This window comes from Amphibacillus jilinensis Y1 (assembly GCF_000306965.1).
GTDB lineage: Bacteria > Bacillota > Bacilli > Bacillales > Amphibacillaceae > Amphibacillus_C > Amphibacillus_C jilinensis.
The window spans coordinates 1-15,276 of the sequence record NZ_JH976438.1; the positions used below are offsets into that span (position 1 = coordinate 1).

Below are 15,276 nucleotides of genomic sequence, written 5' to 3' on the forward strand. Positions count from 1 at the left end.
AAAGATAAGAAGAGTCATCACAATTGATGTCTATTAACCTCTTCTATCTTTGTTTAGAAGGGGTTTTTTGCGTTTGGAAAGCATTAAAACACCTAATGATTTGGAAAGTGAACAAATTCCTTACAACGAAATTAATCCAGCCTTTGCTAAAGCTTAAAGAAAGCGCGATATGTAGATAAATGTTTCAAAAAATATCAGATGAGGTGGGTTGAAAATGAGTGATGTTCTACATGCGATTCAATTTTATCTTTTTGTGATTGTACCAAAGTTTGAAAAAGCGTCTGTATTTCCAGTTCGCGCATTTGCTATTTTACCGTAAGTTATTATGTGCAATTTATTTCATCACAGCTAACTGTCCGTAAAACGTTCACTTGCAAATAGATATTAGAGATCAATCTATGTAGGTGGGAACTAACGGCCTGATGCGCTCCGCTAACCATCAGTGGGCAAAGAACGAAAATACCCACTGATTGAAGATTCGTTTTATATTGTTATGAAATATCAAAGTATTCGCCCTTGATTCTGAAAATTTTGTTGTTAGATTATTTAACAGACTTTATCAGAATTTTCTGAATATTGTATTGACTTCAGTCGAAAGGTGTCTTATATTGTTATTTAATAAAGGTTTAAGGTTTAAACCATAAACATTTTTCACGTTAAAGTGATATGGATAAGAAATCTAGCGCCTTTACTCAAAAGGTTGGGCAGCTACAAGGTTCTAATGGAAGAAAGGAGATTTGGATGCGAACAGATTCGAGTTTTCAGTTTGAAGCCGTCAGCTCTAAAAAAGTCAGTGATTTTATTCTAAAACAATTAGAAGAAGCTATTATCTTAAAAGAGCTTATCGCAGGTGAACAACTTCCAACAGAGCGAGAACTATCTTCTATATTTAATGCAAGTCGGTTAACGATTCGTGAGGCATTGGCAGAATTAGAACGAAGGGGATTAATCGAAAGGCGATTAGGAGCAAAAGGAGGGACGTTTGTCTTACCTCTAACGGATAATTCTCACAAACGAAATAGACTAGAAATTCGTCAAGCATGGGATTGTTTAACAAAAATATTTGAATACCGTAACATTATCGAGCCTGAAACAGCTTTTTTAGCCGCAAGACGGATGAACAAAGACACGCTAATTCAGTTGCGAGATTACTTGGATAAAAGCATGACTGAGGATTGTACGCGAGAGTGGTTTAGATCTTTGGATGTTCGCTTTCATTTGACGATTGCTAAAGCTTCAGCGAATCATTATTTTGAAAGTGCGGTAAGAGAAATACGAACAAAGATTAATCCTGCCTTAGATTTAATGCCCTATAATCAAAGGGTTAAGGAAAAGAATATTGAGGGTCACACCGACCTTCTTCATGCACTTGAAAAAGGAGATGGAGAAAGAGCTAGAGAACTCATGACTTTACATATTATCGATGCAAAAGATGCGATTTATAGGCGTGTCTTTGAAAGAGAGATTGATAGATAAACAGTATGTCAAGCGATGTATGGGAGGGGACATTATGTTAGCAGAAAATCTATTAATGAGGTCAGAACATTTAGAAGATCAATTAACGATGTGGCGAAGAGACTTTCACATGCATCCTGAATTAGGATACAAGGAAAAACGAACCTCCACAATTGTAGCGGAACATTTACAAAGCTTAGGTTTGAAAGTAACGACAGGTATGGGTGGGACAGGTGTGGTTGGCATGTTAGCTGGCCACGTACCGGGGCCAACGATTGCCTTAAGAGCAGACATGGATGCACTACCGATTCAAGATGAAAAACAGGTCAGCTATCGTTCTCAAACATTAAACCAGGCGCATTTATGTGGCCATGATGCACATACGAGTATTCTGATGGGATCGGCTCAAATCCTAACTGAGATTGGGAGACCAGAATACGGCAATATCAAGTTTATTTTTCAACCGGCTGAAGAATTATTAGCAGGTGCGGATGCGATGATCAAGGATGGTGTATTAGACCGTGATAAGGTTGATGCTATCATTGGTTTACATGTTTATCCAAGCTTACCAGTGGGTCACATTGGTGGAACTCGAGGTATTGCTTTTGCTTCAGTAGATGATCTTGAAATAGATATTATTGGGAGAGGAGGACATGGTGCTCGTCCTCACGAAGGTCTAGATGCCATTGCAATTGCCGCTCAAGTGATTAACGCCCTACAAAACATCTCAAGCAGAATGATCGATCCTCTAGAGCCTGTTGTTATATCGATAGGACAGATTCAGGGAGGTACAATAGGGACTGCGATTGCGTCTCAAGTCAGAATGGTGGGAACCGTGAGAGTATTATCTGATTCAATAAGAAAACAACTCCCTCATCTCATCGAGCAAACGATCAAAGGCGTTGTATCTGCGTTTGGGGCTGATTATATCCTAACCTACAAAAAAAATTACCCGACACTAAGAAATCACGATGATTTACTAGATTTAGTGATTGAAAGTGGTAAAGATGTTTTGGGTGATGATCATTGGCATCACATGCGGCCCTCAACTGGGGGTGAAGATTTCGCCTTTTATGCTAAGAAAATTCCAGCAGCTTTTTTTCGATTAGGGGCAGGAAATGGACAAGAACAAACCGCATACCCACTTCATCATCCTAAGTTTGATTTAGATGAGCGGGCTCTACCTTTAGGTGCGGCGATGTTGTCAACCATTGCATTAAATTATTTAAACGATCAGCAACACAAAAACAATAAAAAAAGGGGATATGAAAGTGAAAAATTATTTAACTAAACCACTATTATTTGTCTTGCTAGCCACTGTGCTACTCATTGTAGCTGCTTGTAGTTCAAATGAAGACACCGGGAATAGCGAAGACGTTGATCAGGGTGCAAGTGAAGTAGAAGATGATGAAAAAGTTTTAACGATTGCAAACGCTACTGATATTGAAAGTTTTGATATTCATAACAATAACAACACGATTAGTGAAGCGGTGCTTATCAATGTGTTTGATTATTTAATTAAAAATGATCCCGATGGTAATAAAGTTCCTGGTCTTGCAACTGATTGGGATAATATTGATGAAACGTCTTGGCGTTTAACATTACGAGATGATGTGGTCTTCCATAATGGTGATGCTTTTACTGCAAAAGATGTGAAATTCACTTTAGAAAGAGTAGCACAAGATAGCGCGCTTAGCCAGTATTATTTATATCAAGAAATTGATGAAGTCATTATTGAAGATGATTATAACGTAACCATTGTAACAAAAAACCCGGATCCAATTTTTATTAATAGATTGTCGAGAATGGGTTCAGGGATGTTACCTGCAGACTATATCGAAGAAAATGGATTTGATCACTTTTTAGAAGAGCCAATTGGAACAGGACCTTATCAATTCAGTAGTTGGACGCGAGATGATCGGGTTGAACTGGTGAAAAATGAAGATTATTACGAGGGTGAAGTGGAATGGGATGCCGTCGTGTTTAGAACGATACCGGAAGCGTCTACGCGTGTGTCTGAGTTACTTGTCGGTGGTGTTGATATTATTGCAAATGTCCCCGTTGCTGACATGGATAGAGTGGCAGGAGAAGAGGGACGTTCAATTATTACAGCTCCGACAAGACGTGTACTTCAAACGATTTTACGTCATACAGACGGCTATGTAACATCTGATCCAATCGTACGAGAAGCCATTGATTTAGCTATTGATAAACAAGCCATTGTCGATAGTATTGCGGGTGGTGCTGGTGTTTTAACGCGAACATCCGTCACGCCGGGTAACTTTGGTGCTGATCCAAGTTTGTATCAACAGTCAGTATATGATCCAGAAGAAGCCAAACGTTTGTTAGAAGAAGCTGGTTATACGAGTGAAGATTTGGAAATCAGTTTCTCATCTGCTGCGCAATATGGTGAGTATGCAGAAGTCATTGCCGCTATGTTAACCGAGGTGGGCTTTACTGTTAATCTTGATATTTTAGAAGCTACTGCCTTTTATGAGCAATTCAATGCAAAGAACTTTGAGGAGATGTTTATGATTGGAATTGGCAACTCCTTAAATGACGCAGCTAATAACTACGGTCGTTATCTAGCTGAGCAAGCAGAAGATGAAACAGATTATGATAATCCAGAAGTAGAAGAACTATTACAAAGCGCGCTTGTTAATATGGATCCTGAAGACAGAGAAAGTCAGTATCAGCAGGTTCAACAAATCTTCGCAGAGGAACGTCCATCTATTTATCTGTTTCAAATGGAAGGGATATATGGTGTAAATGACCGCCTTGACTATAGCCCGCGTGAGGATGAAATGTTTATTGTTGAAGAAATCTCTCTTGATTAGTCTACTTTAACGATGGCTAAAGGGGGCATTTGCCGCCTTTAGCCTAACCAAATGATAAGAGGGAGGTGCTTTTTTGACTAGATATCTATTTAAATCTATTTTACAGATTGTCCCTGTTTTATTTATTATTTCAATGCTGGTGTTTGTACTTGTGCGCGCAACGGGTGATCCCGTCGCGTTAATGTTACCAGAATCAGCAACAGAACAAGATCGGATTGAAATGACTGAGGCGCTTGGGTTAAATGAACCCCTCTATGTTCAATATGGCATTTTTATATCAAATGCCATTAGAGGCGATTTCGGTATTTCGTATCATTACGGACAACAAGCGCTTCCGTTGGTTCTTGAACGACTCCCAGCAAGTATTGAACTGGCTGTTGTTTCGATGGTTATATCGACCCTTATTGCGATTCCACTAGGCATTCTCTCTGCTTTGAAGCGAAACTCCTATTTAGACTTAATTATTTCAGGTATTTCAGTACTTGGAAAAGCAATGCCTAATTTTTGGGTCGGTATTATGTTGATTTTATTTTTCTCCGTTATGTTAGGGATGTTTCCAGTATCGGGGAGAGGTGGCTTAGAAAATATGGTGCTTCCTGCGTTCACATTAGGCGTGGGCTTAGCTGCACAAATGACACGGATGATTCGTTCGACTATGCTTGAAATATTAAATCAGGACTATATTCGGACAGCAAGAAGCAAGGGGATTATTGAAGCCATTGTGGTTGGTAAGCATGCATTTAGAAATGGTCTGATTTCTGTAGTGACAATTATGAGCCTTCAATTTACAAGTCTGATCAGTGGTACGCTTATTACAGAGACTGTTTTTGCATGGCCTGGTCTTGGACAGTTGTTAGTGGCGGCCGTAAACAATAAAGATATGGCGATTATACAAGCGGCTGTACTTATTATTGCTCTACTTGTTATTGTCATCAATATTTTAACAGATGTGGTCTATAGACTGTTAGATCCTCGTATTAAGTATAACTAAGGAGGTGACGCGTGTCGTGTTAGCTAAGACCTTTGAAGAAAAGCATGTAAGCACACGATCAGCTTCAAATAAAAAAAGCAAATTAAGTAAAACGATTAAATTACTATTTAACAGTAAAACAGGAACGGTTGGTTTATTTCTTATTATACTCGTCACGTGTCTTGCTGTTTTTGCCCCGTGGCTTACTCCATTTGATCCTGCTCAAGTTAATCCCCTTGCCAGATTACAGCCACCGATGTGGATGGAAGGTGGGTCAGCGGATCATATTCTCGGCACCGATAATTTGGGTAGAGATATCTGGAGTCGAATCGTCTTTGGCTCAAGAATATCCTTAATTATTGGAATTGGTGCGGTTCTTTTTTCTGGATTTATTGGCGCAACTCTTGGCTTGCTGGCAGGTTTTTATGGCGGTTGGATTAATGCTATTATTATGCGGATTGCCGATGCCTTTTTAGCGGTTCCAACTATTTTACTGATGCTTGTCTTTTTAGCAGTGGTAGGACCTGGACTTCGTACGCTAATCGTGGTGATTGGAATAACAAGTTGGGTCCCTTATGCTCGGGTTGTGAGGGGCGAAGTATTGAGTATAAAGGAAAGAGAGTTTGTTAAAGCGGCACAAGCAATCGGTGCAAAAAAGAAACGGATTATTTTCAAGCATATTCTTCCTAACGTTCTTTCCTCATTCATCATTATTTCTGGAATGAATGTTGCAACGACGATTGTGCTAGAAGCTTCATTAAGTTTTCTAGGATTAGGCGTTAAAGCACCTGCCGTGTCCTGGGGAGGCATGTTAAGTGATGGTAGACAGTATGTGGCAACAAGTTGGTGGGTTGCCACCTTTCCAGGCATTGCAATTACAATTACCGTTTTAGGCGTTATTTTCCTCGGTGATTGGTTGAGGGATATCCTAGATCCGCGGATGAAGATGAAAAACGGCTAATCAAATGAGCAAGGTTAATCAAGGAGGCGAGAGGATGACATCCAGCTTACTAGAGGTCAAACAGTTAAAAACAATTTTTAGTAGTGAAAACGGTGATGTTCCAGCTGTTAATGACATCAGTTTTACTGTTAATCCAGGGGAAACAGTCGCGATTGTTGGTGAATCAGGCTGTGGGAAAAGTGCGACCTCGCTCTCTATAATGGGCTTAATTACTGACCCAGGTAAAGTCATAGCAGGTGAAGTTTTATTTGAAGGTAGTGATTTATTATCGCTATCAAAGAAAAAACTTAATCGTTATCGTGGGAATAAAATGTCGATGATCTTCCAAGAGCCAATGACTTCCCTTAATCCTGTTTTTACGATTGGAAATCAAATAAGTGAAGTTATTCGTAAACATCAGCGAGTAGATAAGGAGACAGCAATTAAAAAAAGTGTTGAAATGCTAGAGCGCGTCGGAATTTCCAATGCAAGTAAAGTGATTAAACAGTTTCCTCATCAACTATCTGGTGGCATGAGGCAACGCGTTATGATCGCTATTGCATTAGCTTGTATGCCGAAGTTGTTAATCGCCGATGAACCAACGACAGCACTAGATGTCACGATTCAAGCTCAAATACTTGACTTAATCAAACATCTAAGTGAGCAACAAAATACAGGTGTACTCCTGATTACCCATGATTTAGGTGTTGTTGCGGAAATGGCTGATCGTGTAATCGTCATGTATGCAGGTGAAATTGTGGAAGAAACGACGGTTGAGGAATTATTTGATAACCCTAAACATCCTTACACGATGGGATTATTAGGCTCAACTCCAAGATTAGAAGTCGAACAAGAGATGCTCGAGGCCATTCCTGGAGTGGTTCCCGATTTGACTGAAATGCCTTCGGGTTGTCCATTTCATCCCCGCTGTAAATACGCCATCGAGGCTTGTAAATTAGAAAAACCAGCATTAATCGAGGATTTTCCTGATCATTTTGCAAGGTGTATTCGGGCGAAGGAGGGGTTATAGTGAGTGAAAATCATCAAGATGGGGTGCCTATATTAAAAGTATCGGCATTAAAAAAGCACTTCCCGATAAAAAAAGGTTTCTTAAAAAAGAAAGATCAATTCTTTAAAGCCGTTGATGGCGTTAGTTTTGAAGTGAAAGCTGGCGAGACCTTCGGTGTGGTAGGTGAATCGGGTTGTGGCAAGACAACAACAGGACTTATGATTGCTGAGCTTCTGGAGCAGACTTCTGGTGATATATGGTTTGACGGTCGTGATCTTAGTCGTTTGAATGAACATGAACGAAGAGTAGTGCGCAAAGATTTGCAGATTATTTTTCAAGATCCATTTTCCTCGCTTAATCCAAGAATGAAGGTTTTTGATATCGTTGCCGAGCCTCTGATTGTTCATGGCATGGCTTCAGGTAAGAAGTTAAAAGAGGACGTGCTAAATTTATTAGAAGAGGTTGGACTAGGAAAGCAACATTTAGATCGATTTCCCCATGAATTCAGTGGTGGGCAACGGCAGCGTATTGGCATTGCTAGAGCGTTAGCGTTAAAGCCAAAGCTTATTGTATGTGATGAACCTGTATCGGCATTAGATGTTTCTGTTCAGGCTCAAATTTTAAATTTGTTAAAAACATTACAAAAAAAATATAATTTGACCTATATTTTTATTGCCCATGGATTACCTACGGTTAAGCACATTAGCGATCGAATTGCTGTCATGTATATGGGTGAAATTGTTGAGATCGCAACAAAAGATGCATTGTTTGATAATATGAAACACCCTTATACAGAAGCGTTACTTTCAGCGATTCCTGTTATGAACCCGCATCAAAAGACAGATCGAATTATTTTGGAAGGGGAGTTACCGAACCCAGCGAACCAGCCAAGTGGTTGTAAATTTCATACGCGTTGTCCATATGCCCAATCGGTTTGTAAGCAGAATGTACCTAAACTTCAGAATGATGGAGAAGGGCACTATGTCGCCTGCCATTTTCCGTTAAATAAAAATATAAGTCAAGCACTAAATCAAGAACAACCTGCCCGACGATAATCGTGAGCGTTTTAAAATCAGAAAGGAAGATAATCATGAACCAGACATGGCAGTTTGATACAATCGCAATTCATGATGATAACCACAGTCATCAAACTAAACCGATAGCTCAGCCAATCATCCCAGCGGTTGCTTACGCTTTTTCAACAAGTGAAATGGCAGCGTCAGTCGTTTCTGGTGAAGTAGAAGGAACGTTCTATGGTCGTTACGGTAACCCAACAACAAGCAAGCTAGAGGAAAAAATAACTCAATTAGAAGCAGGTGAAGCAAGCATTGGATTAAGCAGTGGGATGGCTGCGATCTCTTCAGCTATTCTAGCACTCGTCCAAACTGGCGAGCATCTTTTAGTAACAAAGGACATTTATGGGGGAACCTATAATTTCTTAACCCACCTCGCACCGCGTTTTGGTATTGATTTTGATTTTGTTGATTGTACCGATGTCGAAGCAGTTCGGTCGGCAATCAAAGATAATACCAAAGCCCTGTATGTAGAGACACCTTCTAATCCGCTACTAACGATTGTTGACCTTCGTAAATTATCGGCAATTGCTAAAGAAGCTAGTATCCCGTTAATCGTTGACAATACATTTATGTCACCTTATTTACAAAACCCACTCTGTTTAGGGGCGGATGTTGTGGTTCACAGCGCAACAAAATACATTAATGGTCACGGTGATGTATTGGCAGGTTTCGTTGTCGGATCGAAACGAATAATAGAATTTATTCGAAAAAGAATTGCTGGTGATCTCGGCCAACATTTAAATGCTTGGGATGCGTTTTTAATTTTGAGAGGTTTAAAAACGATGGGAATACGCATGAAAACACATTGTCAGCATGCCAAGCAAATCGCTGAATATTTAATGGATCACCCTTTAGTTGAGCATGTCTTTTATCCGGGCTTAGCCAATCATCCACAACATCAGTTAGCTAAACAACAGATGAATGATATGGGTGGCATTGTTTCATTTGAATTAAAAGGTGGGTTAAAGCAAGCCAATGATTTTATGAATCAATTAAAGCTGATTATTATATCCTTTAGTTTGGGTGATCCGGAGACGTTAATTCAGCATCCAGCTTCAATGACGCACTTCTCTATTCCGAAGGAGGAGAGGCTGACATTTGGCATTTCAGACGGTTTACTTCGGTTATCTGTTGGCCTGGAGGACCCTAGCGATATTATAAATGATTTAGAGCAAGCGTTAAATCGTGTGATGGAAGCGATGAAAGAGGGAGTGGGCGATGAAGAGAAGAAAATGTTTAGCAAGTGACTTAATGCTTTATAAGCAAATAAGCGATCCGATTCTCAGTAGCAATGATCAATTAGTCTATGTCGAACGATCTGTAGATGAAGAAAGGGATCAATATGTGAACCGGATTTGTACAACGGGAAACAAGCAAATAACAAAAGGGAATCAGGACACAGCTCCAGCATGGTCGCCTGATGGACATCAACTTGCCTTTTTAAGGAAATCGAAAGAAGGGAAGCAACTCTGGCTGTTGGCATTAGATGCGCGCCAAGAAGAACAGCTTACCACATTTCCATATGGTGTCACTGGTTTTAGTTGGTCACCTACTGGTCGATATTTGGCTATAGTTGTACGCGATTATCCATTAGGTGATAACGATCAGAAAGCGGGGAAGGCATTTGAGCAGTTAGATTATAAAAATGAGGGTAGTGGTTATGTTGATGGGCATGTCCAAGATGTGTACCTTTACGATCTCGCGTCTGCGACCATGATTCAGCTCACTTTTACTATAAATATAACAGGTCCCTTGAAGTGGTCACCTGATGAAAAGGAGTTATCTTTCCTCGTAAAGGTTAAGCGCGATGTTGGGGATATCGATAAAATAACGAATCATGCGCTTTATTCTCTTGACCTCAGTAGTCAAGAGATTAGAACAAGAACGGACACGACTTTATCTATTGCTGAGTATAGCTATGGGACTAATCGTGACACGGTTTGGCTTCTAGCGAATGATCAAGCGGAAGGTAGTGCTTCGCAAAATCAAGTTTTTCAATTGTCGTCAGCACATGATACACCTGTTTGTATAACAGCGGCAATTGATATGCAGTTGGGGAATTTTGCATTAGGCGATACAAAAGTAAAAGGAAGTTGTTCAACCTTCATTTATCAAGATTCAGATCAATCGATCTATTTGCTAGGAACAAAGGAGGGGTATGTACACGTTTATCAACTGAATGCGCATGGAGAGGTCAAAGCGATAACAACTGGTGCAAAGGATGTTTATCATTTTGTGTTTTCAGAGAATGATAACCTTCTATATATTGCTGCTGTTACCGATACCAGTCCATCAGACTTATTTGCCATTGATTTAAGTACAGGAGAAACAACAAATGTAACGAATAATCACCAATCATTACAGGTAACTCGATATCAAAGTGAAACAACCCCTTTTTGGTTCGAAAGTGATAACCAGTACAACATTCAGGGATGGCTGAAAACACCAAAACAACAAGCAGGACATGAAAAATTACCGCTTATTTTACATATTCATGGTGGTCCACATGCAATGTACGCGAATGTATTTAATCATGAACTCGAAACGTTAGTCGGTCAAGGTTATGCGGTGATGTTTATTAATCCTAGAGGAAGCTTTGGTTACGGGCAATCCTTTGCCAAGGGTTGTCGAGGACAGGTGGGGGAAGGCGATTATCAAGATTTAATGAAAGGCGTGGATTATGTTTTAGCACATTTTTCAGGCCTCGATCATAACCGCTTAGGTGTTGCTGGTGGCAGTTATGGTGGACTTATGACGAATTGGATCATCGGTCATTCTAAACGATTTAAGGCTGCAGTTACCCAACGCTGTATATCGAACTGGTTGTCTTTTTATGGGGTGAGTGATATTGGAATCAGGTATACGAGAGCTATGATTGGTGGTGATCCATGGAAGGATGCACAACACCTTTGGGACAAGTCGCCTATTGCATACGTCAATAACATAGAGACACCACTTCTAATCATTCATGGTGAAAACGATTTGCGTTGTCCTGTCGAACAAGCAGACCAATTATTTACCTCGTTAAAAAGCCAAGACAAATGCACAAAACTAATCAGGTTTCCAAGTGCTAACCACGGTGTATTAAAGAATGGGAAACCATACTATCGAATCAACTTACTTGAACATGTCAATGATTGGTTTAATAAATATCTAAAAGGAGAGAGCGAAACATGAGCGCGATTAGATTGTCGATGCCAGTCGCTTTTTTAATTGAAAATTGTTTAACGAGTGGTCTATCACATCCATCGATTATTGACGCACTTGATCGTAAAGATTTTACTATATTTAAAGATAAAGTGATTGACCCCGATATGGATTTTTCTGACCGTCTAGAAATAGCTTCAGATCTGAATGAAGACTGGCAGCAAGCAATAGTTAACGGATACCAGATGAAACATTTACATTTGAATGGGTTGAAAAAACTATTAAACTATAGATTTAATAAAAAGGAAAACATAGATTATCATCAAAAAGATTTAACCATAATAAAATTGCAATTAGACAATAAAGAACTACTTTTGTTGGAAAGAATGATTCAAGGACAATGGTGTGTAAAGCATGAGGCGAATGATGATTATAAAATATGTCTAAGGTATTCAACTTAATAATCCGACTTGAATGTTTGTGAAATTCACCTATATAATTATCGGCAAAAATGCTGACCAACGTCATTTGACACAGAACCTTTATTTAAAAGGTAAAGGATCATAACGACGATAAAGTCATCTACCAATATTAAAAGGGAACGGGGCGCACTCACTAGGATATTAGTGAATGCGTTCTGTTTGTCTAAAAGGATCATATAGGATTGACTTGAAAGAGAATAAGAAGAGGGGAAGGAACGAAGGGTCATTTTAAAGCTATCATGGTATACTTAATTTAAAATTCTTATTTTCTAAAGGAGGGTTTTAATGTCTCAGTTAATCGCAACACGGATTGATCACCTTAAAAATGTAGGTGATCGCTTGAAAGGGGCAAAAGTCTATTATCGAGAAGATTGGAATGTCTATTACTTTGATTTAGTTGGAAAAATGTTCGGAATGATGACGCCTGAACCGAATGAAGATGCGATTATTACTTTGAAAGGGTTGCCTGAAGATAATGAATTTCTCCGTGAAACATGCACGGATGTGAAGCCAGGTTATTATGCCAATAAAGTCCATTGGAATTCAATAAAGCTAAGGACAGAGCAACTAACGGATGAAGAAATTGAACGGTTAATTTTACAATCGTATCAGCTTGTTTATAAAAAACTAACCAAAAAAGTCCGTGAACAGCTGGGATAAGTTGTGAATGGAACGTGTAGTTATAGAATGGGGGGACCTTGATGAGTGTGGTGAACTAAATATCTTAGATAAACCAATAGAGAGGATATTTAGCGATGATTATAGAATTAAATGAACTAAAACAGACAGAATTAGACCAAATAATGACGATATGGCTCACAGCTAATGGTGAGGCGCACAACTTTATAGACATAAGTTATTGGGAATCGCGTGTGGAAACCGTTCGTAAAATGATTCCGACGGCTACACTTTACATTAAAAAGCGTGATCAAAATATTGTTGGTTTTATTGGAGTTAGTGATGGTTATATTGCTGGTTTGTTTGTTGATCGAAGTGAACGTGGTAAAGGAATAGGTAAAGCTTTACTTGATCATGCGAAAGCAAGAGCTCAGTCATTAACGTTGAATGTTTACCAACAAAACAAGCAGGCTGTTCGATTTTACCTTAACAACGATTTTCAAATTATGGACATGCAACACAATCAGGAAACTGATGCAAGTGAGTACACGATGAAGTGGAAAAGGAGTGGGCAAATTGAATCGGATTAATTTGATTTGTTTAGGTGTAGCTAATATTCCGCGCGCATTGGATTTCTATCAAAAAATTGGCTTTGAAACCACTGCCGGGGACAATGCGCCTGTTGTATTCTTTAAAAATAGTGGGACCAAACTAGAGTTATTTAATATTCATGAATTGGCGAAAGATATTGACAAGACGAATCCACCTCAAGTGAATACGGGAGGTTTTGCTGGGATAACTTTAGCAATAAACATGAAGTCTAAGCAAGAGGTGGATGCATTTTTTGCATTAGTTGCACAACATGGGGCGACGATTGTGAAGCCTCCTGAAACCGTTTCTTGGGGTGGTTATAGTGGCTACTTTACTGATTTAGATGGTTACTACTGGGAAGTAGCCTATGGAGAAGACTGGATTTTTGATGACAATGATATGTTAATTATCGAGTAACAAGATGACGAAGATCTGACGCTGTATCTATGAAAAACATACTAAGATTAGTGGGTAAGATCATCGACGGATGATTTTGCCCACTATTTTTCTTTTTAGAGTTATAGTGAGAAGTGAAAGAAAGCTCGACCAAAGCCTCAGGGGTCATAGAATCCGTATAAAAAACCGAGCTTCTTCACTTTCATTTTTGAATCAGATTTAAGTATGTTGGGGCCACTGAGCTCGTGTAAAGGAAATTAGAATCGGAATGAACTAAGTGAAGATCTTTCAATGTTATACGAAAAGAGGAATCAATATGGAATTTGTAGTTGCACTAGATGTATCCATGGGGAAAAGTTATGCTGTCATTTATCAGGACCAAAGATGTTTGTATGAAGAAGAAATTCCTCATAACCAAATGGGGTTTCAACGGTTATTAAATCACATTCAGACCCTTCCAGGGGATGTGATCGTTGTCTTTGAAGCTACTGGGATCTATTCAAAACCAGTCGAGACATTCTGTCAAAGGAATGCGCTGCGGTACTGTCTTCTAAATCCGTTAGAAGCCAAAAAACAGCTCGAGCTAGGAACTCTCAGAAGCTGGAAAACGGACAAACACGATGCTCACTTGTTAGCTCAGTCTCAGGCCCTTCACAGAAGAGAGGAGAATCAATCCCAATCGGTGGGCTATCAACATCTGCGAGACTTCTCGCGTTTTTATCAAGAGATTGAAGAGGAGATTAAACGAATACGTATGTATCTCCACAATGCACTTCAGCTTAGTTTTCCAGAGCTTGAACAGTTTTTCTCAAGTAGGATTACACCTTACGCATTAAGTCTTATAGAGCTCTTTCCTCATCCAGATCTTGTGTTAAGATCGAGTGTCACAAAAATTAAAAATCAGTTGATTAATCATACTTTAAAGAACATTTCACAGAATCGCGCGAAACAGAAAGCCGTAGAAATTATGAGCTACGCTCACTCTTCTTACCCAGCTGTTTCTCCAGAGAGTGTTCAAACTCAAAAGGTACGATACTATGCGCGTCAGCTTCTCCATCTTTTAGAAGAAAAAGAACGCGTATCTAAAGAACTCATCGCGGAAGCCAAACAACTTCCTGAGTTTGATTTACTTCTTAGCTTACCTGGTATTGGAGAAATTAGTGCCGCTCTTGTGATGGGAGAACTTGGTGATTTGTCCCGCTTCTCGAATCACAAAAAAGTGAACGCTTTTGTGGGAATTGATATCCGGAGATACCAATCTGGTAAATATCAAGGACAAGACCATATTAATAAACGCGGAAATCCCAAAGGGAGAAAGATTTTGTATCTAATTATTCGGAACATGATTCGCCAGCAGAAAGCAGCTCCTAACCATATTGTCGATTATTATTACAAACTAAAAAAGCAACCTACCCCCAAGAAGGACAAGGTTGCCGTTGTCGCTTGTATGAACAAGAGCATAAAGTGTATGTATTCCATGGCTAGGAACCATACAAAGTACGAATACTCGCACGCGGTCTCAAAGGACCAATAACTGTAGTATATCATAAGAACCTTATTTAAAAATAGACAAAGATGAGGTTTATTTTGTATGCCAAGATTTAGGTGACATCAAAATAATTAATTGAAAACCTATTGACTAAACGTAGGAAAGAGGTTGGGACAAAAGTAAAAGACGTAAGATCAGTTGCGAATGATCCGTTTGTTTTGTGAATGGATTATTCGTCTTTATTATATTAAAACGAATGATACCAA

The 15,276-nt window shown here is 39.3% G+C and carries 14 protein-coding genes; all 14 read left to right on the plus strand.

Going from position 1 to position 15,276, the window contains the following annotated elements; translation table 11 throughout:
- Positions 1-741: 741 nt before the first annotated feature.
- The 14 genes from B494_RS0112845 (at position 742) to B494_RS0112915 (ending at position 15,055) form a co-directional block, all read left to right on the plus strand.
- Positions 742-1,476, plus strand: coding sequence for a FadR/GntR family transcriptional regulator (locus B494_RS0112845; RefSeq protein ID WP_017472795.1), 735 nt, complete (start codon positions 742-744; stop codon positions 1,474-1,476).
- Between the two features lie 34 nt (positions 1,477-1,510).
- A complete protein-coding gene (locus B494_RS19375; protein WP_017472796.1) occupies positions 1,511-2,746 on the plus strand; it encodes a M20 metallopeptidase family protein in 1,236 nt (411 codons plus the stop codon).
- The gene (locus B494_RS0112855; RefSeq protein WP_026065245.1) at positions 2,721-4,292 is read left to right on the plus strand and encodes an ABC transporter substrate-binding protein; all 1,572 of its coding nucleotides are present in this window, start codon (positions 2,721-2,723) and stop codon (positions 4,290-4,292) included. The genes B494_RS19375 and B494_RS0112855 overlap by 26 nt, the downstream gene beginning before the upstream one ends.
- Positions 4,293-4,365: 73 nt before the next feature.
- On the plus strand, positions 4,366-5,283 hold the full coding sequence (locus tag B494_RS0112860) for an ABC transporter permease (protein ID WP_017472798.1): 918 nt from the start codon (positions 4,366-4,368) through the stop codon (positions 5,281-5,283).
- Positions 5,284-5,299: 16 nt separating this feature from the next.
- Complete coding sequence (locus tag B494_RS0112865) at positions 5,300-6,223, plus strand: ABC transporter permease (protein ID WP_017472799.1); 924 nt, start codon at positions 5,300-5,302, stop codon at positions 6,221-6,223.
- A 34-nt stretch (positions 6,224-6,257) separates the two neighbouring features.
- On the plus strand, positions 6,258-7,232 hold the full coding sequence (locus tag B494_RS0112870; protein ID WP_017472800.1) for an ABC transporter ATP-binding protein: 975 nt from the start codon (positions 6,258-6,260) through the stop codon (positions 7,230-7,232).
- Complete coding sequence (locus tag B494_RS19380) at positions 7,232-8,266, plus strand: ABC transporter ATP-binding protein (protein WP_017472801.1); 1,035 nt, start codon at positions 7,232-7,234, stop codon at positions 8,264-8,266. The genes B494_RS0112870 and B494_RS19380 overlap by 1 nt, the downstream gene beginning before the upstream one ends.
- 35 nt (positions 8,267-8,301) lie before the next feature.
- A complete protein-coding gene (locus B494_RS0112880) occupies positions 8,302-9,534 on the plus strand; it encodes a trans-sulfuration enzyme family protein (RefSeq protein WP_017472802.1) in 1,233 nt (410 codons plus the stop codon).
- Entirely contained in the window at positions 9,506-11,464 is a 1,959-nt protein-coding gene (locus B494_RS0112885) for a S9 family peptidase (protein ID WP_017472803.1), read from the plus strand. Before B494_RS0112880 ends, B494_RS0112885 begins: the two co-directional genes overlap by 29 nt.
- On the plus strand, positions 11,461-11,895 hold the full coding sequence (locus B494_RS0112890) for a hypothetical protein (protein WP_017472804.1): 435 nt from the start codon (positions 11,461-11,463) through the stop codon (positions 11,893-11,895). Before B494_RS0112885 ends, B494_RS0112890 begins: the two co-directional genes overlap by 4 nt.
- A 306-nt stretch (positions 11,896-12,201) precedes the next feature.
- Positions 12,202-12,576 (plus strand): MmcQ/YjbR family DNA-binding protein, encoded by a 375-nt coding sequence (locus B494_RS0112895; protein ID WP_017472805.1) that lies wholly within the window; start codon positions 12,202-12,204, stop codon positions 12,574-12,576.
- 95 nt (positions 12,577-12,671) lie between these two features.
- Positions 12,672-13,124 (plus strand): N-acetyltransferase, encoded by a 453-nt coding sequence (locus B494_RS0112905; RefSeq protein ID WP_017472807.1) that lies wholly within the window; start codon positions 12,672-12,674, stop codon positions 13,122-13,124.
- Positions 13,111-13,542, plus strand: a complete 432-nt coding sequence (locus tag B494_RS0112910) for a VOC family protein (protein ID WP_017472808.1) — start codon at positions 13,111-13,113, stop codon at positions 13,540-13,542. Before B494_RS0112905 ends, B494_RS0112910 begins: the two co-directional genes overlap by 14 nt.
- 295 nt (positions 13,543-13,837) lie before the next feature.
- Positions 13,838-15,055, plus strand: a complete 1,218-nt coding sequence (locus B494_RS0112915) for an IS110 family RNA-guided transposase (protein ID WP_017472809.1) — start codon at positions 13,838-13,840, stop codon at positions 15,053-15,055.
- The last annotated feature ends 221 nt before the right edge of the window (positions 15,056-15,276 follow it).

Excerpts from the sequence above, each read along its gene's own strand:
- B494_RS0112895 (WP_017472805.1), top strand. The coding sequence starts at position 12,202 with ATGTCTCAGTTAATCGCAACACGGATTGATCACCTTAAAAATGTAGGT.
- B494_RS0112890 (WP_017472804.1), top strand. The coding sequence starts at position 11,461 with ATGAGCGCGATTAGATTGTCGATGCCAGTCGCTTTTTTAATTGAAAAT.
- B494_RS0112885 (WP_017472803.1), top strand. The coding sequence starts at position 9,506 with ATGAAGAGAAGAAAATGTTTAGCAAGTGACTTAATGCTTTATAAGCAA.
- B494_RS19375 (WP_017472796.1), top strand. The coding sequence starts at position 1,511 with ATGTTAGCAGAAAATCTATTAATGAGGTCAGAACATTTAGAAGATCAA.
- B494_RS0112870 (WP_017472800.1), top strand. The coding sequence starts at position 6,258 with ATGACATCCAGCTTACTAGAGGTCAAACAGTTAAAAACAATTTTTAGT.
- B494_RS0112855 (WP_026065245.1), top strand. The coding sequence starts at position 2,721 with ATGAAAGTGAAAAATTATTTAACTAAACCACTATTATTTGTCTTGCTA.
- B494_RS0112905 (WP_017472807.1), top strand. The coding sequence starts at position 12,672 with ATGATTATAGAATTAAATGAACTAAAACAGACAGAATTAGACCAAATA.
- B494_RS0112845 (WP_017472795.1), top strand. The coding sequence starts at position 742 with ATGCGAACAGATTCGAGTTTTCAGTTTGAAGCCGTCAGCTCTAAAAAA.
- B494_RS0112915 (WP_017472809.1), top strand. The coding sequence starts at position 13,838 with ATGGAATTTGTAGTTGCACTAGATGTATCCATGGGGAAAAGTTATGCT.
- B494_RS0112880 (WP_017472802.1), top strand. The coding sequence starts at position 8,302 with ATGAACCAGACATGGCAGTTTGATACAATCGCAATTCATGATGATAAC.